The sequence below is a fragment of the Paenibacillus rhizolycopersici genome (assembly GCF_014947195.2).
Classification (GTDB): domain Bacteria; phylum Bacillota; class Bacilli; order Paenibacillales; family Paenibacillaceae; genus Fontibacillus; species Fontibacillus rhizolycopersici.
The window spans coordinates 44,733-66,944 of the sequence record NZ_JADCNN020000009.1; the positions used below are offsets into that span (position 1 = coordinate 44,733).

22 protein-coding genes and 4 pseudogenes are annotated in these 22,212 nt (G+C 43.7%); 13 read left to right on the forward strand and 13 right to left on the reverse strand.

What is annotated here, in order from left to right; genetic code table 11:
- Nucleotides 1–39: 39 nt before the first annotated feature.
- The 5 genes from IM700_RS11605 (at nt 40) to IM700_RS11625 (ending at nt 4,030) form a co-directional block, all read left to right on the forward strand.
- Nucleotides 40–717, forward strand: coding sequence for a response regulator transcription factor (locus tag IM700_RS11605; protein WP_193416259.1), 678 nt, complete (start codon nt 40–42; stop codon nt 715–717).
- Nucleotides 714–1,724 carry a sensor histidine kinase gene (locus IM700_RS11610; RefSeq protein ID WP_193416258.1) on the forward strand — a complete coding sequence of 337 codons (1,011 nt, stop codon included), beginning with the start codon at nt 714–716 and terminating at the stop codon, nt 1,722–1,724. Before IM700_RS11605 ends, IM700_RS11610 begins: the two co-directional genes overlap by 4 nt.
- A gap of 82 nt (nt 1,725–1,806) precedes the next feature.
- Nucleotides 1,807–2,529 (forward strand): ABC transporter ATP-binding protein, encoded by a 723-nt coding sequence (locus tag IM700_RS11615; RefSeq protein ID WP_336244896.1) that lies wholly within the window; start codon nt 1,807–1,809, stop codon nt 2,527–2,529.
- The gene (locus IM700_RS11620; RefSeq protein WP_193416256.1) at nt 2,526–3,275 is read left to right on the forward strand and encodes an ABC transporter permease; all 750 of its coding nucleotides are present in this window, start codon (nt 2,526–2,528) and stop codon (nt 3,273–3,275) included. Before IM700_RS11615 ends, IM700_RS11620 begins: the two co-directional genes overlap by 4 nt.
- Nucleotides 3,272–4,030 (forward strand): ABC transporter permease, encoded by a 759-nt coding sequence (locus tag IM700_RS11625; RefSeq protein ID WP_193416255.1) that lies wholly within the window; start codon nt 3,272–3,274, stop codon nt 4,028–4,030. The genes IM700_RS11620 and IM700_RS11625 overlap by 4 nt, the downstream gene beginning before the upstream one ends.
- 731 nt (nt 4,031–4,761) lie before the next feature.
- Here the strand turns inward: IM700_RS11625 and IM700_RS23500 are convergent.
- A pseudogene (locus IM700_RS23500) lies at nt 4,762–4,974 on the reverse strand (TetR-like C-terminal domain-containing protein); the annotation flags it as partial.
- Between the two features lie 82 nt (nt 4,975–5,056).
- Here IM700_RS23500 and IM700_RS11635 point away from each other — a divergent pair.
- Nucleotides 5,057–5,425 (forward strand): hypothetical protein, encoded by a 369-nt coding sequence (locus IM700_RS11635; protein ID WP_193416254.1) that lies wholly within the window; start codon nt 5,057–5,059, stop codon nt 5,423–5,425.
- Nucleotides 5,426–6,190: 765 nt separating this feature from the next.
- Here the strand turns inward: IM700_RS11635 and IM700_RS11640 are convergent.
- On the reverse strand, nt 6,191–6,376 hold the full coding sequence (locus tag IM700_RS11640; protein WP_193416315.1) for a transposase: 186 nt from the start codon (nt 6,374–6,376) through the stop codon (nt 6,191–6,193).
- A 517-nt stretch (nt 6,377–6,893) separates the two neighbouring features.
- On the opposite strand from IM700_RS11640, the gene IM700_RS11645 reads away from it, so the two are divergent.
- The 7 genes and pseudogenes from IM700_RS11645 (at nt 6,894) to IM700_RS11675 (ending at nt 14,473) form a co-directional block, all read left to right on the forward strand.
- Nucleotides 6,894–8,321 carry an aldehyde dehydrogenase gene (locus tag IM700_RS11645; protein WP_193416253.1) on the forward strand — a complete coding sequence of 476 codons (1,428 nt, stop codon included), beginning with the start codon at nt 6,894–6,896 and terminating at the stop codon, nt 8,319–8,321.
- 298 nt (nt 8,322–8,619) lie between these two features.
- On the forward strand, nt 8,620–9,444 hold the full coding sequence (locus IM700_RS11650) for an oxidoreductase (RefSeq protein ID WP_193416252.1): 825 nt from the start codon (nt 8,620–8,622) through the stop codon (nt 9,442–9,444).
- A gap of 95 nt (nt 9,445–9,539) precedes the next feature.
- Nucleotides 9,540–10,706 (forward strand): MFS transporter, encoded by a 1,167-nt coding sequence (locus IM700_RS11655; RefSeq protein WP_193416251.1) that lies wholly within the window; start codon nt 9,540–9,542, stop codon nt 10,704–10,706.
- Nucleotides 10,707–10,735: 29 nt separating this feature from the next.
- On the forward strand, nt 10,736–12,166 hold the full coding sequence (locus IM700_RS11660; protein ID WP_193416250.1) for an aldehyde dehydrogenase family protein: 1,431 nt from the start codon (nt 10,736–10,738) through the stop codon (nt 12,164–12,166).
- 263 nt (nt 12,167–12,429) lie between these two features.
- Nucleotides 12,430–12,788, forward strand: a pseudogene (locus tag IM700_RS23445) (cation:proton antiporter domain-containing protein); the annotation flags it as partial.
- 651 nt (nt 12,789–13,439) lie between these two features.
- A complete protein-coding gene (locus tag IM700_RS11670; RefSeq protein WP_193416249.1) occupies nt 13,440–14,003 on the forward strand; it encodes a TetR/AcrR family transcriptional regulator in 564 nt (187 codons plus the stop codon).
- Nucleotides 14,004–14,143: 140 nt separating this feature from the next.
- The gene (locus IM700_RS11675; protein ID WP_204801148.1) at nt 14,144–14,473 is read left to right on the forward strand and encodes an antibiotic biosynthesis monooxygenase family protein; all 330 of its coding nucleotides are present in this window, start codon (nt 14,144–14,146) and stop codon (nt 14,471–14,473) included.
- Nucleotides 14,474–15,080: 607 nt separating this feature from the next.
- Here IM700_RS11675 and xerS read toward each other — a convergent pair.
- From xerS to IM700_RS11730, 11 genes and pseudogenes are all read right to left on the reverse strand, one after another.
- Nucleotides 15,081–16,151 carry a tyrosine recombinase XerS gene (gene xerS / locus IM700_RS11680; protein ID WP_193416248.1) on the reverse strand — a complete coding sequence of 357 codons (1,071 nt, stop codon included), beginning with the start codon at nt 16,149–16,151 and terminating at the stop codon, nt 15,081–15,083.
- Between the two features lie 206 nt (nt 16,152–16,357).
- A pseudogene (locus IM700_RS23180) lies at nt 16,358–16,492 on the reverse strand (four-helix bundle copper-binding protein); the annotation flags it as partial.
- A gap of 283 nt (nt 16,493–16,775) precedes the next feature.
- A complete protein-coding gene (locus IM700_RS11690; protein WP_193416247.1) occupies nt 16,776–17,060 on the reverse strand; it encodes an FAD/FMN-containing dehydrogenase in 285 nt (94 codons plus the stop codon).
- An 82-nt stretch (nt 17,061–17,142) separates the two neighbouring features.
- On the reverse strand, nt 17,143–17,340 hold the full coding sequence (locus tag IM700_RS11695) for a hypothetical protein (protein ID WP_193416246.1): 198 nt from the start codon (nt 17,338–17,340) through the stop codon (nt 17,143–17,145).
- A gap of 1 nt (nt 17,341) precedes the next feature.
- Nucleotides 17,342–18,745, reverse strand: a complete 1,404-nt coding sequence (locus IM700_RS11700) for a sensor histidine kinase (protein ID WP_193416245.1) — start codon at nt 18,743–18,745, stop codon at nt 17,342–17,344.
- Nucleotides 18,732–19,448 carry a response regulator transcription factor gene (locus IM700_RS11705; RefSeq protein WP_193416244.1) on the reverse strand — a complete coding sequence of 239 codons (717 nt, stop codon included), beginning with the start codon at nt 19,446–19,448 and terminating at the stop codon, nt 18,732–18,734. Before IM700_RS11705 ends, IM700_RS11700 begins: the two co-directional genes overlap by 14 nt.
- Nucleotides 19,449–19,478: 30 nt before the next feature.
- Nucleotides 19,479–19,667: pseudogene (locus IM700_RS11710) on the reverse strand (prolipoprotein diacylglyceryl transferase family protein); the annotation flags it as partial.
- 15 nt (nt 19,668–19,682) lie between these two features.
- Nucleotides 19,683–19,808: a hypothetical protein gene (locus IM700_RS23380; protein WP_272491446.1), complete on the reverse strand. Its 126-nt coding sequence runs from the start codon at nt 19,806–19,808 to the stop codon at nt 19,683–19,685.
- A 48-nt stretch (nt 19,809–19,856) separates the two neighbouring features.
- The gene (locus IM700_RS11720; RefSeq protein WP_193416241.1) at nt 19,857–20,039 is read right to left on the reverse strand and encodes a DUF2933 domain-containing protein; all 183 of its coding nucleotides are present in this window, start codon (nt 20,037–20,039) and stop codon (nt 19,857–19,859) included.
- A gap of 160 nt (nt 20,040–20,199) precedes the next feature.
- Nucleotides 20,200–21,417, reverse strand: a complete 1,218-nt coding sequence (locus IM700_RS11725) for a cell wall-binding repeat-containing protein (RefSeq protein ID WP_193416240.1) — start codon at nt 21,415–21,417, stop codon at nt 20,200–20,202.
- 170 nt (nt 21,418–21,587) lie between these two features.
- Nucleotides 21,588–21,908, reverse strand: coding sequence for a DUF302 domain-containing protein (locus IM700_RS11730; RefSeq protein ID WP_336244897.1), 321 nt, complete (start codon nt 21,906–21,908; stop codon nt 21,588–21,590).
- Nucleotides 21,909–22,212: the final 304 nt, after the last annotated feature.

Here is a 22,212-nt window from a genome sequence, read left to right on the forward strand (position 1 = left end):
CTATTAAATAGAGAACACCATTAAAGCGGGGGATGTTGCTTGAGAAGAAATGTTCTATATATTGAAGATAATGAGAAAATAGGCAGTTGGGTTAAAGAAGAATTGGAGCAGCGAGGATTCTCAGTTCAGTGGTTGCTTTCTGGTGAGGGTGCCGATAAAGAAGTTAACCAGCAGGACGTCGTTATTTTGGACATTATGTTACCGGGGTTAGATGGATTTACGGTGGGAAAACGATTGAAGAAGGCAGCTCCTGCTGTTCCTATTTTGCTGTTATCTGCTCGAACCTCGATCGAGGACAAGGTGGATGGATTACAATTTGCCGATGACTATTTAACGAAACCGTTCCATACGGAAGAATTGGTTGCTAGACTAGAAGTGCTAATCCGTCGAACGGGTGGAACACCTACCGAACGTATCTCACTGGGGAATCAGATTGAAGTGTATCCAGAAGGCCAAATGGTCTATGACAAACGCACGGGAGAAGAAATTATTTTGACAGGGAAACAACATCAAATCTTAATGTACTTCTTGCGGCATCCTAATCAAGTTATACCCAAAGAGCAAATCTATGAAGCCATTTGGCAAGAATCCTATATTACGGGTGACAAAACAATTCAGGTGCATATCCATCGACTACGTCAAAAACTGGAACGTGACCCGGATTCTCCGGAGATTATTGAGACGCTAAAGGGAATTGGCTATCGGGTGAAACTATGAAGCAGACAGGATCCTTATTTCGTCGTTTTCTAAAAATCCATTTTCTGTTCATCTTTTTACCTCCGATGATTCTCATTTTCTTCAGTGCCTTTTTTGGGGGTTCTGGTATCCCTAAAAAAGAAATGAATCCATTAAATCTGTTTTATATTACCGTACTTTTGTTTGGTTTGATTATTGTCGCGTTTGTGATCTTATCGTGGTTGTTCTTCTTGAAACTTCAGAGACGTCTCTCTCACTTGCAAGAAGTCATGTCAATGACAGCTAGAGACAGCGCATTCCCTAAACCCGTATCTGTTCAATCGGATCGTATGGATGAGATCGACCAGTTAGGAAGTTCTTTTAATTGGATGATGCAGCAGCTTGAGGACAGTCGCAAGCGAGCCTATGAAGAGGAATTATTACGACATCGACTTATTGCGAATTTATCACACGACTTACGAACACCACTTACGATTTTGAGAGGACATGTCACCCGATTAAATCATGAGTCCGTTAGTCTAGAAGGGCAACTCTCTTTAACAGAGATGGACCATACGATTACTAGAGTCGGAGTGCTAATGGATGATTTACTGTCCTACACTTTGCTTACATCAGGGAAATATCCATTTGAGCCCGCGTCAACGGATATTGGACGTTTAGTCAGAGCTTCTGTTGCTGCGTGGTATCCTGTTTTTGAGGAGAAAGAAATTCAACTGGATGTTGATTTGCCGGCAGACGAAACTTTTTATTGGGAAGTAGATCCGAAATGGATGACACGGGTGCTGGATAATTTATTTCAGAATATTATTCGCCATGCGGCTGAAGGGAAATATGCAAACATTGTGGTTGATGCAGCAAAAGAACAGATCCTCGTTGCAGACCGTGGTCCCGGTATGGACAACTCTTCCTATGAACGTGGGGTAGGGATGGGGTTATCGACTTGTGATTATATGTTAAATAAGATGATGCTGAAAGCGAATATTACATCCAATGACAAGGGAACAAGAGTAGCAATTGGTCGAGCTTAACCTAAAGGTAACCCAGAAGTAAACCACAGAATCGCCGGGATGTAACTTTGCTTCTATATAATTGGACCATAACAGAAAGGGAGTGTTATGGTTGCTTGAAATTAGGAACTTGGTTAAGCGTCGCGGAGCTCAAGAAATCTTATCTGGAATCAGCTTTAAGGCGAGACCAGGTAGAGTCACTGGTTTTTTAGGTCCAAATGGGGCAGGGAAGAGTTCGACTCTTCGCATATTGCTTGGGTTAGATCGTGCGACTTCTGGGACCGCACTCATTAATGGAAAGCCATTCGCACAATTGCATCATCCATTAGCAACAGTGGGCGCCGCTCTGGATGGGTCTGGAGCGCATCGTAGCCGAACAGGACGAGCACACTTGCGTTGGATGGCTTGTGCCGCAGGATTGCCTCGCTCACGTGTCGAGGAAGTTTTGGAAATCGTAGGTCTTACAAAAGCAGCGGGTCAAAGAGTAGGGAAGTATTCTCTGGGAATGGGGAAAAGACTCGGAATGGCAGCCGCGTTATTGGGTGATCCAGAGATATTGATTTTGGATGAACCCGTGAACGGGCTTGATCCGGAAGGAATACGCTGGATTCGGACGTTTCTGCGTGAACGTGCTGAGTCTGGAAACACCGTATTATTATCCAGTCACCTCATAGGAGAGCTTGCAGAGACGGTTGACGATGTGGTCATCATGAAGCATGGAAAAATTGTTGCCTCTGGAACACTGGAGGAAGTAACAGGGTATCATTCCTCGCTGGAGGAAGCCTATTTTGCCCTAACAGCTGACAAAGCAGGTGGAGTGGGATGAGAGCCTTTAATGCCGAACTATATAAATTGTTCTCTCTGCCGGGGATTTGGCTGTCCTTACTTATTGGGGCATTCGCTCCAGCGCTCATAGCGGCCTTAGACAGTATGGCACAGAGAGCGGAAATCATTGCTGGAATTAGCACACGACTATCGGAAGTTGGCTATATTGGATTCGCACTTGGGGTGCAAGGTGTCATTATTCTCGGTGTGCTTGCTGTCAGCAGCGAGTATTCGATAGAGAGCAGTGAATCGGGTGGAGGACAACAGATTACAACAAGCTTAACGGTTGTCTCATCAAGGCTTCATTTATTACTGGCAAAAGCAGGCGCTGTGATCGTGGTCAGCATACTGCTATGTATTCTGGCTATAATGACAACGATATCAGCCACGTATCTTGTTCTTGGTGAATATACTCCTGCATTTGAATGGTCCAAGCTGTTCGGTGTAGTTTGTTACTGGGTATTTACTGCTCTTTTAGCGTTTGGGATTACGGTTCTTACCAAGAATGGCACGATTCCGCTTGCGGTCCTTATTATTAATACATCGTTTGTGTCCTTTAGTTTCCTGCTGTCCAAGGTCACAAAGCTGGCATTATACTTACCAGACCGAGTTGGAATTGAAATGTTTATGTTTACGGGCGATCGATTTCTTTCCCCGTTCATGGGCGGGTTAGCTATGTTTGCCTGGGTGGTTGTCCTTTTCATTACTGCAACCATTGTGTTTAATAGGAGGGACGTTGCTGCATGAGTGTCTCTTCTATTAAACGGTTCACACGAACCCTACGTGCTGAAATGGATAAATTAATAACGCTACCATCGGTATGGATTACTCTTATATGTACATTCATTCTTAATCTAGGAGTTGTTGCAGCTTTTACTTCGGTTGGTCTAAAAGGGGAAGCAGGGACGCAGGGGATATTGATCATTGGGCTTTCATCTATGGGCTATCTTCAAGCTGGATTCATTATCATTGGGATCCTAACAACTTGTTCAGAGTACACCGGTGGACAGATTCGAACTACATTAACTGCGATACCTTGGCGTAGCCTACAATTAACCACCAAGCATTTAGCATTGGCCATGGTGACTATTCCCGCGGCGTTTATTATCGTTGTTTTAGGTATGCTATATCCTTGGATAAGAATAAGAGACACAGCAGTAGGGGGTGATATAACCCCCCTGACTAAGGCGTTAATAGGAGCGACAGGCTACCTAACCTTAACCACACTACTCAGTGCAGCTATAGGTGCTATAATCAGACGAACCACTCCAACTTTAGTGATCCTGCTTGGTTATTATTTCATTGTCAGTCCATTGATGAAAGGCTTATTGCGTAGCTTTATTACTTACTTGCCGGATGCGGCGGGGCAATCTATGTATAGACCGTCTTCCACGGATGAATTAAATGCTCTAACACCTGTGCAGGGGACAGGAATATTGATGTTGTGGGCACTGATCTTGATTGCTGTAGCTGTTGTATTTTACCGTAAGAGAGATGCCTAAGTCACGCTTATTTGACTAAACGCCTGAAAACATAAACTGCATTTTCATCTGAAGGAGGTAAGATCAAGGAAGAGGTGCTAATGAAATTTCTAGTGGAACACCAATTAATTGTATAGAACCATTCCATGAGGATGGTTCGCTCAAGGACGACTTGGAACTGCGGAGCTCTGATTTAACCGATTTAGGAAATGAATTCTTCAAAGAGGTTTTTCCCAAATGGTCTGCTACTGTTCTTTTAAAGGGATTGAACAAGCTGCTCGCTAACAGAGAACGATGATAGTTGATTGAAATTTGTCAGAGGACAAGAACATAGTCCCATAACGTTTCAGAAGTAAAAGTATTGTGGCCATAGGCGCAGCTCCCATGGAGCTAAAAATTCCCGGAAGCCAGTTGACAAAGGTTACGAATTCGCATGATGTACTGTCTGGAGAAGCTATGGTTTCCGGAGATGTCGTTACTGTCGGAGGAGGAATTGCTGTCGATGGAGGTTTATCCTTATATGTATTACTTGTTCCAAGTAGAAATTTGACATTATCTTGGTTTCCCTTTTGGGAGATGTCGGGATAATGTTTTTTCTATTGCATGCCCATTATACATTCCAAGAGTTATGCTGTTCAATTTCTTCCCAAAAGGACATCTCCTTCCCCTTGGTACGATTCGCCCTTTAAGATTTTCCTATAATCTAAATACATAGAAGAGCAGTGGTGAATTTAAGGGAGTTACGGGAATACTCATTTCTCTTCTAAGGGGTCAAACGCCAATAATGAATGGTCAGCTAAAGAAAAGATGAGCTCTGCCAGTTCTAAACTGGAGACTATAAATCCTTCTTGTATCCATTCTTGTATGATCGCTAAGCTTCCATTGACCAAGTAAGAATAGGTATAACGTTTCAACCTGTCGGGTACGTTGAGTTGAAGCTGACTATCGATATTCTTGAGTATTTCATTAAGAAGGCGTTTGGGAAATAACTAAGCTTTTTGGGGCAGTAAGAAAAATTGGGAGTCGATTCCGGGAAAACTATCCGAGATGAAGAAATTCACTTATTGGAACAAAGTCATAAAGCTCGATCATGGCTATGATGAGAATAAGCCGGCTTCACAATTAAATATTGAAGATATGAAGGGGCTGCAACATTCCGCGGCGGTGAATGCTTATCTACAGAGATGGCGACGGGGGATTGGGCAGAAAAACTTGAATTCAAATGTGCATTCGGACATACGTTTAGCGCCAGTCCCAAACTGGTTCTTGAGGGAGGACATTTCTGCCCTCAATGTGAACGTGAAAGCTGGAATTACAAAGAACGCGCTAAACGTGAACCGTTTTTCGCCCAAGTGTGGAGCCCTATTCAAAGCAAGGATGATGGACGAGAATATAAAAAAGTTGTATCTGAATTAGATGTTGCAGATCATTCCTAACTTAACAAAACGATGATGAAACGTAATTTACGTGAAAACAAAAAAGAAATGACAGCGCAAATTTTAGCAGAAAAGGCTTTGAGTTAGCTTTGGAAAAAGGGATGGATACGTCATTGAGGATGTGGTAAGAGCTTGGAAAGCGCATTAATGTAGGCCGCAGCAGATAATTTCCAGCCGAAATTCAATGAAACCTCTCGGTAAAATGTGATTTTCTCCCGAATGCTTGCCTATTCGCAGGATCTATCTAATGGATAACATTGCTATCTGGATAGTAGAAGAGGGATGTACCGTCAAATTCGTCAACCGAAGCGCATGCGTGAACAGAAGGGGCGAGTTTTCGCTCCTTTTTGTACTGCTCTGCTGCACGCTGCATCACGTACCTCCGGAGGCTTTCACTCCCATTTCTCGACGGTTCAATGCCCCTTCATTCCTTCGTTACGCCTATCCGGTTGGTGGAGGCTGGTTATCCTAACGGTACGAGGTCAGTGCCCTTTTGTTCAACGCAATCCGCTACTCCGTGCACTCTTGAAATCCCGCTTATAAGCCAATATTCATGCTAGTTGAGAATCGGTTAAGCAACATGTTTCATAGGGAGATCTCGATCCAGTTCGTAAGCTTCGCCACTCTGTACCATGGCAACCAACAGCGTGCCATTTTTGCCGCAAAGCTTCATGACGGAAGCGCATCGGTTTCATGCTTTTCGTTTTTACATTCACTTCGTGCTGTCGTTTAAACGTTACGTCATTCATAATATGGGCCCTGGTTGCCATGAACTGGGCATGCCGAAGCCTTGGTCGACACGTTTACTGATGGACTTGGACATTTGGCCTTTCCATTTGCCTGAACTTGCTTCAGCCAGGTTGAGGCCGGCATGCTGTAGCAACGCGTTACCATGTGCATAGCTGCTGAGGTCGCCAGTTTCACCGAGAATAACGGGCTATGACCCGTGTTACCCCATCGTAATGGAGGCGCTCGTTTTTGTGCAAAGCGCAAATATAACTCTCTACAGGAATCCTAACGGGCAGAATAATTCAATCGAGGGCATGGAAAACTACCCAGCTTTGCTTGCCACGTTCAGGAGATGGACAGGACAGGAGAGGATTTTACATTGAGAATTGCTCTTGTATAAGTGCATGCTGCAGCATATTACGTCTTAAATACTTGCACTGAAAGTTGGAACAATTATTCAGCTATTTCAATTAAATTTAATTAATTCGGCCCTTATTAATCGTTTTCTCAGCTGATTAGGTGTTTATTTACATATATTACATGGAATGAATGTTCCATAATTGCCTTGACTAACACTAGATCCGAGGGTATTATAAATCCCGTGGAACGATTGTTCCAACGTAATGAGGGAGGCGAAATGCACAAGCAAATTCAATGAATTGGATAACAGTCGAACAAAAGCATATCAAATAAAAGACAATCACAAAGGAGTAACAAAAATGAAAGTATATGACAAGCTGTTTATCGGTGGTCAATGGAAAGCCCCAGTAAATCAAGAAGTGATCGAGATTCGTTCTCCACATGATCAATCTCTAGTTGGTAAAGCGGCACAGGCTTCCCCAGACGATATTGATCTAGCCGTCACTGCAGCTAGAAAAGCATTCGATAACGGTCCGTGGCCGAAAATGACGCCTAGCGAACGACAGGACATTGTCACTCGCTTCAATGAATTGCATGCTGCGCGTGCGGATGAGATTGCTGCTTTAATTACATCTGAGAACGGCACACCTAATTGGTTTACGAACGGTTTGCAACACTCGCTCGCCGAGCAAGCGAATGCTTACATTCGCGCAGCCAAATCGTATGGGTGGGAAGAAACTTTGAACGATGGAAAAGGTCCGATGATTCGTCGTGAGGCGGTTGGCGTTGTCGCAGCGATCATACCTTGGAACGCACCACATCAATCGGCTCTTGCTAAAATGATCCCTGCATTACTGGCGGGCAATACAGTTATCTTAAAGGCATCTCCAGAAACTTCCCTTAACGCCTTGTTGTTAGGCGAGATCTTCGCTGAAGCAGGATTTCCTGAAGGTGTAATTAGTATCGTGCCGGCTGGTCGTGAAACAAGCGAATACCTCGTATCCCATCCTGGAGTAGATAAAATCGCATTTACCGGTTCGACCGGAGCTGGGCGCCGTATAGCATCGATCGCAGGTGAACAGCTAAAACGCGTAAGCTTGGAGCTCGGAGGCAAATCCGCAGCAATCATTTTGGATGACGCGGATTTAGAAGCGGCAGTTCAAGGCTTGAAGTATTCATCTTTCGTTAACAACGGGGAGAGCTGTGTAGCGCATACCCGCATTCTTGTTTCGAAAAAACGTTATGAAGAAGCAGTCGAGCTAATTAAGACAATGACGGAAAGCCTCGTCGTTGGTAACCCTGCCGACCCGGGGACTTTCATCGGACCTATGGTGAGAGCAGACCAACAAAAACGTGTTCAATCTTATATTGAACTGGGTATTCAAGAAGGCGCGCGCCTGGTTACTGGCGGAGCGGATGTTCCTGCAGGATTGGAAGGTGGATTCTACGTCAAACCAACGGTATTCGCGGATGTGAACAACAGCATGCGTATAGCCCAAGAAGAAATTTTTGGACCAGTTCTTGTCGTTATCCCTTACGATGACGAAGCAGATGCCGTACGCATCGCCAACGATTCGCCATTTGGCCTCGGTGGTGGCGTTTGGTCTGGCACACTAGAGCATGGACTCGAAATCGCTCGTCAAATCCGCACAGGCTACTTTATTGTTAATGGAGCAATGGCTTCTTACGAGGGCCCATTCGGCGGATACAAAGCCAGCGGGATCGGACGTGAGTTTGGCGTTGTCGGTCTTGGTGCCTATGTTGAGCATAAAGCAATCAATATCTAATAGTATCTGACAACTTGACCTTATAGTGCCCTTAATTACCAAATTTAAGGTGATTAAGGGCATAAATATGGGCGGTCTCAAGCTTTGTGACACAACGATAATAATATGCCAAAGTATAAAATTCGGAATTTTTATTCCATTATAGTTGCAAACACCTTTAATAATCCTATATAGATGGGCCATTTTATTAAGATTTACCGGAATATATATTCCATTAATCCTTGACCAAGCTAAATCGTAGAGCCATACTAACTATGGAATGAATATTCCAATACACATTGATAAGGAGAATATTCTTATGAATAAAGTTTGGCTGATTACTGGTAGTTCCCGAGGGTTTGGTCGTAGTCTTGCGGAAGCGGTACTCGCTAATGGAGATCGACTTGTCGCAACAGCTCGCAATACAGAACAGCTTGCAGATTTAGCGGACCGTTACGGAGACCAAGTTCGCCTCGTGCAATTGGATGTGAATAATTACGACCAAGCTGAAGCAGCCATTAAGGCCGCATTCGAAACATTCGGAAAACTGGATGTTCTTGTTAATAACGCAGGTTACGGAAATGTTTCCTCCATTGAGGAAACAGCGATGGAAGACTTCCGCGCACAAGTTGAAACAAACTTTTGGGGTGTAGTCAACGTAACAAAAGCCGCGCTGCCTTTGCTCAGAGAGCAGGGTCACGGCCATATCATTCAGTTCTCTTCCATTGGCGGTCGTATCGGCGCTCCAGGCCTTGCACCTTATCAAGCTGCGAAATGGGCGGTAGAGGGCTTCTCTGAAGTGCTTGTGAAAGAAGTACAGCCGTTGGGAATTAAGGTTACATTAATCGAACCAGGCGGTTTCCGTACTGATTGGGCAGGCTCTTCGATGCAACAAATCCAGCCGCGTGACGAATACAAAAACACTGTCGGCTATATGATGACCTATTTCCGTGAAAACACTGGAAAAGAGAGTGGAGATCCGGCGAAAGCTGCACAAGCAATCCTCACTATCGTTAAGGAAGAAAACCCGCCGCTTCGCTTACTGCTTGGGAGCGATGCCGTCGAGCTCGCAAATGCGATGGATAACGGAAAATTAGAAGAAACGAAGCGTTGGGAAAAACTTAGTCGCTCGACAGATTTCTAAGCCATTGCATATTTGTCCTATTGTATCGACTGTCGGAAGCGGTAATCTATGCCGTTCTCCGAACAGTCGTAATATAGCAGAAAGAGGGTGTCACATTGAAAGTAAGTGCTAGAATCGCATTATTGTCGATGGCTGTAACGACTACCTTCGGAACAATGATGGCAGCGCCGGCTCTTAAACCGCTTGCCGTGGCATTTCCGAATACGGACGCTCTGTTAGTACAGTGGGTCGTAACGTTATCTTCCTTATTCATTTTGCCGACATTGTTCTTGTCAGGAATTCTTAACAGAAAGTTTAATCGGAGATCCATCTTGATCACGGGTCTAGTCTTATATTTATTTGGAGGCGTCGGACCAGCCTTTATGAACTCATTTCCGTTCATCTTGGCTTGTAGGGCGCTCTTAGGCCTAAGTATTGGCTTAATTTCGCCGACATTCAACTCATTAATTGCGGAGAACTTTCAAGGAGAAGCACGTTCGCGCATGAACGGCATTCAAACGTCTATCAACGGGATAGGCGGGGCTATCTTCCTCTCTATCGGTGGATTTATCGCGACGCTTGGGTGGAGAGACGTCTTTATGACGTATTTCTACGCGGTCATTTTATTAGTAATGGTCGTTGCATTTCTTCCTAAATTCCCGCCGCTTCAGGTGAGTCAATCGGCGAAGTCATCCATAAAGATACCGAAGTTTTTCTACGCAGTAGCGCTTGCGGGAGGATTGCATACGATGATGTTTGCTCTGATTCCGACGAACCTTTCGTTATTTCTTGCGCATAACGGTATCGGCAGCATTTCTTCAGCTGGCTATTTGATAGCATTCTCATTAATCGGTGTTTTTATAGGTGGACTTTCTGTTACGAGGTTAACAGGTGCATTGAAGAAAAGACTCGTTCCACTGGAGCTGGTATTAATGGCTGGGGGATTCCTGCTTATTTCTTCCGCACATGCGGTGTGGACAGTCGCCTTGGGGGTATTCATGATTGGCCTATCCGAAGGAGTGCTATTCCCGCTGTCATTCATTAAGACCTCGGAAGTTGTTCCAAAATTAATTTTGACAACAGGGATATCCTTATTGCTGGCTTGCGTCTACACATGTCAGTTCCTGAGCCCGTTGTTCGTCAGAGGGATCGAACTGCTCTTATACTCAAATTCTACGCGAGACGTGTTCATGGCAGTGGCTGTTGCCTTGGTTGCTGTCGCTGTCGGATTCCTACTTTTTTCTCGAAACAGTATGCATCAAACAGTGACAGACGTTTCGTAAACTAAACTGACAATAGGTGGTCTAAAAATATGAGAAATATAACCCAAATTTACATTAAAGGAAAGTTTGTCACTCCTCAAGGCACTGAGCGTCAAAAACTGGTAGACCCTACAACACGCGAAGTTATCGGAAGTGTAGTCCTTGGCAACGAAGAAGACGCTAAGCTTGCAATTACGGCAGCGAAAGCCGCATTCCCGGCGTTTTCAAAAACAACGGTACAAGAAAGAGCAGATATGCTGCAACGTCTGAACGATGCAATATTGTCGAAAATCGACGAGCTTGCAGAAGCTAACATTCTTGAATATGGCGCACCTCGGATGGCGGCTACCGGACGTGTTCAATTGGCAGCAATGAATTTAATAATTAGCAAAGAAGCACTTGAGCAATACGAATTTGTTCACTATATCGGTAAAGCCAAAATCGTGTCCGAACCTGTAGGCGTTATGGGTATCATCACACCATGGAACGCAAGCTATTCACAGATTACGGCCAAGCTTGGTGCGGCGATCGCTGCCGGATGTACGGTTGTAATCAAGCCAAGTGAACTTAGTGGATTGCAAACGCAATTGCTGACGGAATGTATCGATGCTGCTGGCATTCCGGCTGGCGTAATTAACGTCGTTAATGGACTTGGTTCGACAGTAGGAGGAGAATTGACTCGCAATAAAGACGTCGCAATGGTCAACTTTACCGGCTCGACTCGCGTCGGTAAAGAAATCCGCAGAGCGACAGTAGATTCAATGAAACGTGTAACGTTGGAGTTGGGCGGGAAATCGCCTAACATTATTCTTGATGACGCGGATTTCTCCAAAGCCATTCCAGCTGCTGTTAAATCGTGTTTTTCGAATAACGGTCAAGCTTGCGTTGCAGGTACAAGATTGTTCGTTCCGGAGCATCGTTTGGAAGAAGTGAAGCAGCTTGCCCGCGCAACCGCGGAATCGATGAAAGTCGGTTTGCCATCCGAATCCGACACCGTGCTTGGACCAATCGTGACAGAGAAACAATATAATCAAGTCCAGTACTTTATTAAAGCCGGCATTCAAGAGGGTGCTGAGCTGGTAACGGGCGGAGAAGGCCACCCTGTAGGATTAGAGCAAGGAAACTTTGTTAAACCCACGATCTTTGCTAACGTAACTCCAGATATGACGATCGCTAAAGAAGAAATTTTCGGACCAGTTCTTTCGATATTGACGTTCAAAACCGAAGAAGAAGCGATCGAAATGGCAAATAACACAGACTACGGCCTTGGCGCTTATATTAGTTCGGGCAATCTGGAGAGAGCTAACGAATTGGCCTCCCTCATTCAAGCAGGCGTTGTGCTTATTAACGGCGCCGGATTCGAAATGAAAGCTCCATTTGGCGGCTTCAAGCATTCCGGGATCGGTCGTGAATATGGCATACACGGTATGAAAGATTGCTTGGAGACAAAAACAATAACTGGATTCGATTTGCTGGCGTAATGTCCATTTGCTAGCTATAAAAAAGCCATACATGATCCCCTTCAACTAAACACTCAACAAACTGTCCTGTTACTTGGGGGTTAGAGTGAATCTTGGAGGGGATATTTTTATGGTGTTACAGCGGAAGGGAGGGATAGACATGAGGTGGTAGCCCTAAAGTATAAAGCAGATATATCTCATTCTTTGTCATAAAGAGGAAGAACCTAACTCATAATAAAATGGAAACAGAGGACATTTAAAAAATCGAAAGTTGGGACTCGGCTTTGGATATCGTCATCTTAATATTGGTGTTGTTAGTCTTAATTGGCGTTTCGAATGTCGTGCATCGGTTCGTTCCGTTTGTACCCGTGCCACTAATTCAAATCGCACTCGGCGCGTTTTAGAACCCGAGTTATTTTTCCTGCTGTTTATATCGCCTTTACTTTATTACGATGGCGTCCATGCGCCGCGTTTTGAGTTATGGCGCCTTCGAAGACCGATTTTAGTGTTTGCACTCGGCCTCGTATTCGTTACTGTCTTTATCGTGGGTTATATCGTTCATTGGCTTATTCCATCTATTCCACTCGCAGCGGGATTCGGATTGGCCGCTATTTTGTCGCCTACTGATACATTGGCGGTCACAAAAAATGATTCCAAATTGTCGAAACGATCACAAGGAGACGAAATGCAAATTCGAATTCAAGCACTAAACATTGAACGCAATCATATACGCATCCGAATGGAAAACGGCACGATTACGCGAGAACAAGCTGAAATCTATTATAGAATTCTCGGCAAAACGGAACGCATGTTGACCAATCAAACGTCCATTGTTAAGAGGCTATCAATGATTTGGAAGCAGGTACTGTCACTTTTCGCGATGGGTTTACGAGCCAAGCAGCCTTCGGACTTCATTAATATCAGCGAAAATCCCGAGATATGGGGTCTGAAAATTCAATGTTCCCAAGCAGTTGTCAGCGAGCTTTCAGTGCAGTGTAAGCGAAAAAGCGATGACGCGACAGAAACCGTATTGGATTATTATAGGACTCTTTTAGAAGAGTTACGCAAATTTGCCATAGGTGCACAACGAAAAGACAAAAATTATGTTCAACACAGAAGGGAGCTTCACTGGATTGCCGTGCAAGCCGAACGTGATGCAGTACAGAAGTTATTTGAAAATGGGGATATTAACCGCGAATTTGCTTCTTATTTACGAAAAATGATCCGAAATCGCGAATCGACACTGTACGAAATCGAGGAAATGAGTTTACAATAAAGTTTAAGAGGTGGGGATATGAGCAAAAAGCAAGATATTATGACGGCCACACTCGACTTGATTCACGAAGAGGGGCTGCAGTCTGTAACTTTTTCTAAATTATTCAAACGTGCGAACGTCGGATCGGGCACGATCTATAACTATTTCACAAACAAAGAAGACTTAGTAAATGAGGTATACAGAGATTCACGTTTAAAAATGGGTGAATTTCTTATTCAAGGTTATGATCCTAATGCAAGCCTTTACGAACGATTTAAGTGTCTTCAAATGAATCGATTGAAATTCGGTATGCATTTTCCAAAGAATTTTTTATTTATCGACAGTTATTCCTTTTCTCCTTATATATCACCTGAACTGCGCAATCAGGATGATGATTATCATTCCAGTAAAATCATTCAGGATTTGATCGTCGATGGTCAAAGACAGGGCATAATCAAAGAAATGGATTCACATCTTTGCCATCAGCTGATCCACGGTATCATTTCTTCGATTTTGAAAGGATACTTTGTAAATAAATACCCATTAAACGAACTGCAAATTCAACAAATAATCGAGGCATCATGGAAAGCAATCCTCATTTAAAAGAGACCACTGTACATAAATATGTACAGTGGTCTCTTTTGTTAGTTGGCCACAGACTCTTGGACGAATGTTGTTCATGCATATTTCAATCCTTAAAGGATCAACCTATATTATCTTTGTAATGTAGGAGGGAAATAAACATGACACAAATTAATGCAAATGAATCAATTCTGACTTTCATTAATGTATTCAAAGTAGAGCCAGAAAACCAACAGCGTGTTATCGAGCTGTTGACTGCGGCAACAGAAGGTTCCGTTAACTCTGCGCCTGGATTTATTTCTTGTGCATTACACAAAAGCATTGACGGCACGAAAGTCACGATGTACGCGCAATGGAAAAGCTTGGAGCATTACGAAGCGATGCGTAACGATCCAAGACCGTTGCCATTTTTTAAAGAAGCTTTGACAATCGCAACATTTGACCCAGGCATGTACGAAGTAGTAAAAACGTTCGATTTTACAGAAGCTTAATTCAGTAAGGACATTGAGGCCGGTTATGGGTCAAGTATGAGCAAATTTACTAATACTTGACCGTGACCATAAACATATTTGGAGAGGATTTAAAGATATTATGCGTAATAGAAGGATACTGAGGGTTGTGTGGGCAGTGCGAAACGCAGATTAATTGCTTTTTTACTGCAAGAAAGGGAACAGAAAGGGAACTTATAAAAAACTAAGCAAAAATTGAGCTATATGGTGTTTGACACTAAACTTGTCGGATGGCAAGAATATTATCTCTTAACAGGCCGCGAATCAATGGAGTAATGGAATGGGATAAATCCATGCCCAACGTGGGTAGAGTTACTGCTTCTCAACATGGTCGGCAAGTTCCTCGATATGAAACGCTTATTTGTTCTTTAATTAGCAGCGGAGCAAGCAGAGGGTTATGGGGAGAATGTCCCGACAATTGTGTCATTTATGTCTGGACATTTGTGTCGTTAGACAAGTAATTCAAGAACAACTAGGGCTGAAAATCGGTTTGATTACATATGTACAAAATACGGGTTTTGTGAAAAAGTCGATGCTGAAAGACCGCTGGAACCACTTCGGTTGTTTCCGGCGGTCTGTTGCTTCTGTTCTACTTGTCCATATTATTAACTGCTTTGCGCATTTCCTCATCGGTTAAGTGCGTGTAGATCATCGTCGTCTGAATGGACGAATGGCCCAATTGATTCCTCAGACGCGGCACGTCATTGTTCTCCTGATGATAACGCGTTGCGAAGGAATGCCGTAGCGAGTGAACCGTTAAGGCCGGTTTACCGTAAGCCGTTGCGTATTTCTCGATTAGTTTCTCGATTGATCTAGGCGTTAACCGCCGGTTTTTGCCTTTGCGTCCGATTGGCGCTGCCAAAAATAAGTACGTTTCTGACTTCTCTGGTTTATACCGAGCTTCGCGAACTTTGATATAATTATCCAAATCCGCTTTTGCTTGTTCGCTGAAATACACGTATTGTTCTTTGTTGCCTTTGCGGATGACCCGTACCAAACCTTTGTTCATGTCGAGATCTTCCAGGTTGATGCCGGCGACTTCCGATAAACGTAATCCGGATCCAAGAATCAATGAAACTATCGCCGTATCACGCTCGCGATTAAATTCGTGAAACTGATATAGCCGCTTGTTGTCGCGGTTTTGCGCCCCGAAATCGTAAGCCACAAACTGCCGGAATAGTTCAAAATCATCCGCTCGTAGGATTTTGCCTTCAATCCGATTAGCGATCGTTTCCTGGGTTTCTTTCATGGCATTAAATTCTATCTTGGCCATCACATTACGTTCGAGATAAGGCTTGAGCTCAACGGTTTCGGCTTTGTTTTGCAAATAATCGAATAACGACTTAAGCGCAGACAGCTTCCGGTTGATCGTCAACTTCGAGTTGCTTAGTTGATATTCCAGGAACGTCAAAAAACTTTCGATTTCACGAACAGTCAGTTTCTCAAGGACAGACAATTCAACTTCTTTGCGGCTGGAAGCGGCAAAACGTTCAGCCACGAGCCAATCAAAAAAGATAATATAATCGTGGCAGTAATTTAATAGTGTAGTGTGCGAGAGCTTGCGTTTGCGTGTGTCTATGTATTCAGCAACATACCAGGGTAAATCTGTTAATTTCTCATCGATGCGGCTCATATAATGCGATTTCGTAATTTTATCCATTTGAACACGCACCTCCTGATTCTAGAATAATCCATATATATAATTTCGTCAAATTATTATTTTACGTAATAATGAAATCGAGTATGAATTGCATCCAATCATAACTATAATAATTTGTACTTCTATCCACCCACGTTTGGATGGTTTCGCATTAAAACCAGACGAAAACCCTAAAACCCGTTTCTGTTGGGCTTTAGGGTTCTTAATTATGCAGCCATCTTACGGCAGGCTTCGGCACATCTAAAACATGCTTCCGCACATTGTTGGCAATGCTCAGGTTCATGCTTTTTACATTCGTTTCCGCACGCTTCACAAACCTCCACACAGACTTTACAGATCTCATCTGTTTACCATTAAGAATGTTTATTCAAGTCAATGGATCCGATAACAGTAATCCGGACAGTGAGATCGATGCTTATGTAACATAAGTCAGAAAAAAGATGAGCCCCCTGCCCTGCTTCTGTTTCATAAACCAGGTAATCCTGTTTCTCCAGATGGGCCTTAATTACGTGAAGAAGGTTTAGTTCATCATCGACAATTCATGTTTTGGTTTGTCCCATACGAATCCTTTCAAAAAAAAGACAAGACCTCACGCAACTCGCGAGGCCTGTCAGGATTTTAGCATTAGAAGTTCATCATACTGTTGCCCCATTGTGTGTTGTTCATCATACCCGTCGAGGTGTTGCCGCCATTACTACCATGGCAGCTATTATACATCCCTCGGATTTGTTCCTCAGAGAGATCCGGGTGCATTTGTTTCGCATACGGCAACATTTGTTCAAAGGTGCTTGGGTTCCTTGCTTTACCGCTATCGTCGGTACCGTTATCGGTAGTAGCCGCATATGCACCTGCTGTTCCAATTCCCATCACCAAAGCCATCGTTGCAATCCCAATCCATAGTTTTTTCATTAGTATCTCCTCCTTATGATAACTCATTTGTACATTGTGAAGAAGTTATAAGGATCAATTCCTTAGTTATTCAGGGTCAGCATCAAGGTTTCTTCTTTTGCGTCAACCAATAGATGATACCCATAATCGCAGCTACTCCCATCATGGCTAAGCAAGCCTTACCAATGGAAAACCCCATTTGAAAAAAGGATATACCGCGGAAAGAGGAAGCCGAAATGACTAAGCATGACAGTCCCATAGCCACGAACAGAATTACGATAAACCAATCCGTCTTCTTCATATTAGTCCCCCGGGTAACCTGGTACGAATCGGAGTTCAAATCTAGTTCCTTGGCCCAATTTGCTCGAAACTAGGAGTTCTCCTCCTTGCAATTCCACTAACTTTTTAGCGATGGGCAAACCGAGTCCTGTCCCCCCGTGCTGTCGCGATCTGGATTTCTCGACTCGATAAAAGCGCTCAAAAATGTAAGGAATCTCGTCTTCGGGAATTCCAATCCCCGTATCTTCTACTGCTAAATAAACATAGGTGTTGTTTTGATCCAGCTCTAGAGTGATACTGCCTTTCTCCGTGTAACGCACGGCATTTTCCAACAGGTTCAGAAGAACTTGCTCCATCCTCAGACCATCTCCGTAAATGAGAGCAACATGAGTGTTAATTTTAGTACGAAGAGTTAAACTCTTTTTACAGGCTCTAAGCATAATCTTTTGAACAACGTTGTCCGCGATTTCCGTTAAGTCAATCCATTCCAGGGATAAGCTGACTTTACCTTCTTCCATCTTAGCCAAATCAAATAGATCATCAACAAGGTGCTGCAAACGAACCGCCTCTTCATGAATAATACCTAGATATTGGTCCTTCTCTTCCTCAGATTCATAGAGACCCTTCTTGAGAACTTGCGCATATCCTTCCAGGTAGGTGATCGGAGTTCGAAGGTCATGGGATATGTTCGCGAAAAATTCCTGCCGCGTATCTCTATACCGCTGAAGTTCGGTTGCCAAATGATTGATCGAATCCGCCAATATACCAATCTCATCATCACGTCGAATCGTTAATCGCGTTTCTAGATGACCTGCGGCAATGTTCCGAGTGGCCACTTGCATTTGTAGCAGCGGGCGGGATAGGATTTTGGCGATGATCCATGTGATTCCAAGTGCCAACAGAAAGGCACCCAGGCCAGAGAGGACCAATACGCCGCGAACGGCCGAAATGGATTCATCCATATGCCGGGTCGAAGAAAGGACATACACCGCAGCCTTAATATTAACGCCTGTGGTATCCAATACGGGTCTGGCAGCCACGAAGTAACGTTCTCCATTAACATCGGTATGTTCACGTTTTACGGATTTTCCGGTAAATAATAGTTTCAGGTCCTTGGATTTAATGAAAGTTCGGTCCGATTTTTCATAGGGCCCGGAATTTGCCAATACCTCTCCTTGTTCAGAAACAAACAAAATACTAACGTTTGAAAAATCGGCAAACTTGAGCAGAGTCTCTTCAGACAACATCTCAGGCGATTGGCTCATCGCTGTGAAGTGAGTCGTGAGTTCATCTACCTCTGTTCTCATTTCAGAGTTATAGAAATTTGTGAACATTCGATCAATCGTGAATCCTAAAGAGAGAATCACGACAACAAAAGCGGCGAGAATCATGAAACCAAGCCTGAAGCCGATTTTATTCCTTTTCATTTGACATACTCGCTCCGTTGAACTTATATCCTACGCCCCACACGGTCTGAATCGGATTGTAACCGAGTCCCGCCTTTTGTGTCTTCTCCCGGATATTCTTGATGTGCGTATCTACGACGCGAATTTCCCCCTCGTATTCGGTCCCCCAGATCAGATTTACCAACTCTTCGCGGCTGAACGCACGTTGTACGCTTCTCGCGAGCGAGATGAATAAATCAAACTCTTTCTGTGTGAATTCAACAGGATGATCATGAATGAATACTTCTCTACCCTCTGGTAATATTCTCAAATGGCGGAACTCGATAACAGGCTCTGGCTGCTTAATGGATTGCGTAATCGTCGAACGGCGGATTAAAGAATAGACACGGGCAAGTAACTCCTCCGGTTCAAATGGCTTCGTCAAATAATCATCCGCACCAATGCCTAGCCCATAAACTTTGTCTTTTGTCTCCGAACGCGCGGTGAGCATCAGAATGGCTACATGATCTCTCTCCCGGATTTTTTTGCAGACTTGCCACCCGTCCATATCCGGCAGCATCAAATCCAGCAGAATAATGTCGAAATGATGGTTGGCCGCTATCTCCAAGGCTTCATTCCCGTTAGTAGCTTCTTTGACCTCAAACCCTTCTCGCGTTAAATAGATCCGCAATAGATTGCGCATATTCCATTCATCGTCTACAACAAGAACCTGTAGTTTGGGCATGCTGTCACCGCCTTTACCGGTTGATTCAATTTACATAGGCATTGCTTTAGCCTCATGATTTCGTGTAAAGAAGAAATAGATCATTAAAGTTGCAGAGATCAGGAAGATACCTGCACTGGTCCACTGTCCAGCCATCCATTCCAAGGCATAGCGTGATGAGTCTCCGCGCAGAAATTCGAGTGAAAACCGGACCAGCGCATACATCATAGTATAACTTAAAAATAGTGTCGTTTCTTACTCATCATCGGCATCAGCAGGAAATGCGACAATGGGCATATGAGCAGCAATAGCAAGAATGGGATGATATTTCCCGTTTGCATGATGATTTCCGTCATGGTTATGATTACCGCAGCAACTCATGTTAGTTCCTCCTTAATCAAATTTGAAGCCCGGATTGGTTTACCGGGTTCATTTTTGAATTTCATGCTTCATTTGCTCAATTTGCACTTTTAGTTCGTCAAGCTGAGCTTGCATCGCTTGGCTATTTGGTGAATGGTCCGAATGAGAACCATGACCATGACCCTTCATTCCAAACATCATAAATACCATCATTAACGGACAAGCCAACAACAGCAGCCAGGACAAATCCATTTGTATTCCTCCCTTATAAATAATTCATTTGATACATCCAATTGTATAGAGCGATTGTGTGGAAAGCGTGTAGAAAGCATGCGAAATATATGGACTTTTAAAATAAAGAAAAACACGGCTCATAGAACCGCGTTTTTCCATGTAAAAAGATATAAATCGGTTAGTGACCGCCATGTCCTCCCCCTGAAGTCTTGGCCACGATTTCCAGCATCGAGTCGATTTCCCCCTGGGCAGCTTCACTAATCGTGGACACCGTCCCAGTAAGCCATGCGTGGTTATAGGGACCTTCCGTCGGGGACTTCTCGAACTTCGGTTGCACAGACATGACATAGGACATTACAATTTCAGGCATTGAATTTTTGTAGGTCCATAGTAATGGAGCATGTTTGCCTAAATGGGAAAATGGAGCTGCAGCTATGGCCCAATTCGGTGAATCACTGTTTACAAATGATAAGTTATGTCCCGGTGTTGTGATTCCCCATCCAAAGCCGGATTTTGGATCTTTATACTTGGCATAAGCAACCGCATTTGTATATGGATCTTCGCCCGAAATGCGTTGGGTAGCGCCGAATTGTTTTAATTCATTTTCAACTTGGGATGAAATCACGGATTCAGGTCCCAAAATATAAATATTGGCCTTCCCTTCCCGGAGCTGCAGCGCTTCTTTCGTCTCCAAGGGCACTTCATCTTTCTTGACATACAGCAATGGCTCTGGCATATGCGCAATCCAATTTATGGCAGGCATCGTATACTCTTGCCGATCCATGGACCCTATAATGACGGAGGCTGGAGTTTCACCTGCGATCTTTGCGTAATAAGCATCAATGGCTTTACCCAAAGCCGCAGGGTTATCAGCAGTAACCAAATCCGTTTTAAACCCGAGCTCATTTACCTGTTTCGCAACTTTATCATCGAGATCGCCCACCAAGATCGCTTGAACTCCCCTGTTACTTTCCACGCCTTTTGGCTTTAGCCTTTTCATCTCATTTGCGGTAACTTCCGGAATACCGTCCTGATTAACGAACAAGATGGGCCCATTACTAGGGTGATGGATCAAATCAGCGCTAAGGACCGCATTTTGCCAGTTATCTAAGGAAGTCAGAATGACACTTCCTGGCCGATTATCTTCGCTTGTTGCCATCCAAAGTGTCTGTGAAATCAATACTGCAGCCTGAATGGGATCATCCGTATTGATCCGAGTCGTATTTTTAGAAGCAATCCATGGAATTTGGGGTAGTCCCTCAGAAACTGTTGTAATGCCACTAGTTTGGACGGAGTTCTCATCTTTGGCAGCCTTGTTGTTTCCAGAGTTCGTACAAGCCGTAAACACGATTGCCAAAGCTAAAAAGGCGACTCCAGATTGAATTGATTTTTTCATAAGTCCTCCTGCGAATTCTCATTATTTTCTAAATATCGTTTTTAAGTGATACCTATTTTAAATAGAAATCGTGTAGAAAGTATGTAGTTTTTGTGTGGAGATCCGTTTACTTACTCTTTTCCACACATGCAATAAGTTTATTCTCAATGTCTGAAGCGATCTTCATCATTTCACTGTTTTTCAATAAGTCCGATGAGTGCCGATGGTCTTGGCATCCCGATCTTGGTTGTTTCATTTTCCTGATAGACAACGAGTTTACAAGGAAGGAAATAACCCACTAATGTATTTTCAGTCAGCACTCGTTTCGCCTCTACGGGATTACAAACTTCTAGGATATGATAGTTGATGTCCAACTCGACGCCCTTTTCATGAAGCTTGTCCTTCATGTTGAATTGCCAAAGGATGCCAAATTGATCTTCTTTCAGTTGATTTGTAAGTTCCGCTATCGCTTGTTCAGGCGTTTTTATCGTTTCGACTGTATAATGGAACATTTCGAAGGTCCCTTCTTTCACGAAGTTAAGTATTCTGTCTTATCCTAACCTTGCGAAGCTTAGATTAAACGATGGTATTTCCTAAATCCCGGAAGTATTTTAAGTACTGATAAGCTAACTCGATTGCGCTTGGTAAGACGTTTAAATCCCGCCCAATGAGCAAATTTATAGGTAAAAAAGAACGGTTATGACGGGAAATGCAGTGGATTGTATAAAGAAAAGGCCAATCAGTTCTAAACTGATTGGCCTTTAGTTGATCTTGTTTAGTTCGCAGCATATTTCGTAATAGCTGCCGTAAAGCGTT

Bases quoted from the DNA above. Each gene is read 5' to 3' on its own strand.
- IM700_RS11660 (WP_193416250.1), top strand. From the start codon at position 10,736: ATGAGAAATATAACCCAAATTTACATTAAAGGAAAGTTTGTCACTCCT.
- IM700_RS11730 (WP_336244897.1), bottom strand. From the start codon at position 21,908: ATGTTCCATTATACAGTCGAAACGATAAAAACGCCTGAACAAGCGATA.
- IM700_RS11690 (WP_193416247.1), bottom strand. From the start codon at position 17,060: ATGAAAAAACTATGGATTGGGATTGCAACGATGGCTTTGGTGATGGGA.
- IM700_RS11705 (WP_193416244.1), bottom strand. From the start codon at position 19,448: ATGCCCAAACTACAGGTTCTTGTTGTAGACGATGAATGGAATATGCGC.
- xerS (WP_193416248.1), bottom strand. From the start codon at position 16,151: ATGGATAAAATTACGAAATCGCATTATATGAGCCGCATCGATGAGAAA.
- IM700_RS11695 (WP_193416246.1), bottom strand. From the start codon at position 17,340: ATGAAGAAGACGGATTGGTTTATCGTAATTCTGTTCGTGGCTATGGGA.
- IM700_RS11645 (WP_193416253.1), top strand. From the start codon at position 6,894: ATGAAAGTATATGACAAGCTGTTTATCGGTGGTCAATGGAAAGCCCCA.
- IM700_RS23380 (WP_272491446.1), bottom strand. From the start codon at position 19,808: ATGAGTTGCTGCGGTAATCATAACCATGACGGAAATCATCATGCAAAC.
- IM700_RS11720 (WP_193416241.1), bottom strand. From the start codon at position 20,039: ATGGATTTGTCCTGGCTGCTGTTGTTGGCTTGTCCGTTAATGATGGTA.
- IM700_RS11725 (WP_193416240.1), bottom strand. From the start codon at position 21,417: ATGAAAAAATCAATTCAATCTGGAGTCGCCTTTTTAGCTTTGGCAATC.
- IM700_RS11635 (WP_193416254.1), top strand. From the start codon at position 5,057: ATGAAGAAATTCACTTATTGGAACAAAGTCATAAAGCTCGATCATGGC.
- IM700_RS11620 (WP_193416256.1), top strand. From the start codon at position 2,526: ATGAGAGCCTTTAATGCCGAACTATATAAATTGTTCTCTCTGCCGGGG.
- IM700_RS11610 (WP_193416258.1), top strand. From the start codon at position 714: ATGAAGCAGACAGGATCCTTATTTCGTCGTTTTCTAAAAATCCATTTT.
- IM700_RS11670 (WP_193416249.1), top strand. From the start codon at position 13,440: ATGAGCAAAAAGCAAGATATTATGACGGCCACACTCGACTTGATTCAC.
- IM700_RS11700 (WP_193416245.1), bottom strand. From the start codon at position 18,745: ATGAAAAGGAATAAAATCGGCTTCAGGCTTGGTTTCATGATTCTCGCC.
- IM700_RS11675 (WP_204801148.1), top strand. From the start codon at position 14,144: ATGACACAAATTAATGCAAATGAATCAATTCTGACTTTCATTAATGTA.
- IM700_RS11625 (WP_193416255.1), top strand. From the start codon at position 3,272: ATGAGTGTCTCTTCTATTAAACGGTTCACACGAACCCTACGTGCTGAA.
- IM700_RS11650 (WP_193416252.1), top strand. From the start codon at position 8,620: ATGAATAAAGTTTGGCTGATTACTGGTAGTTCCCGAGGGTTTGGTCGT.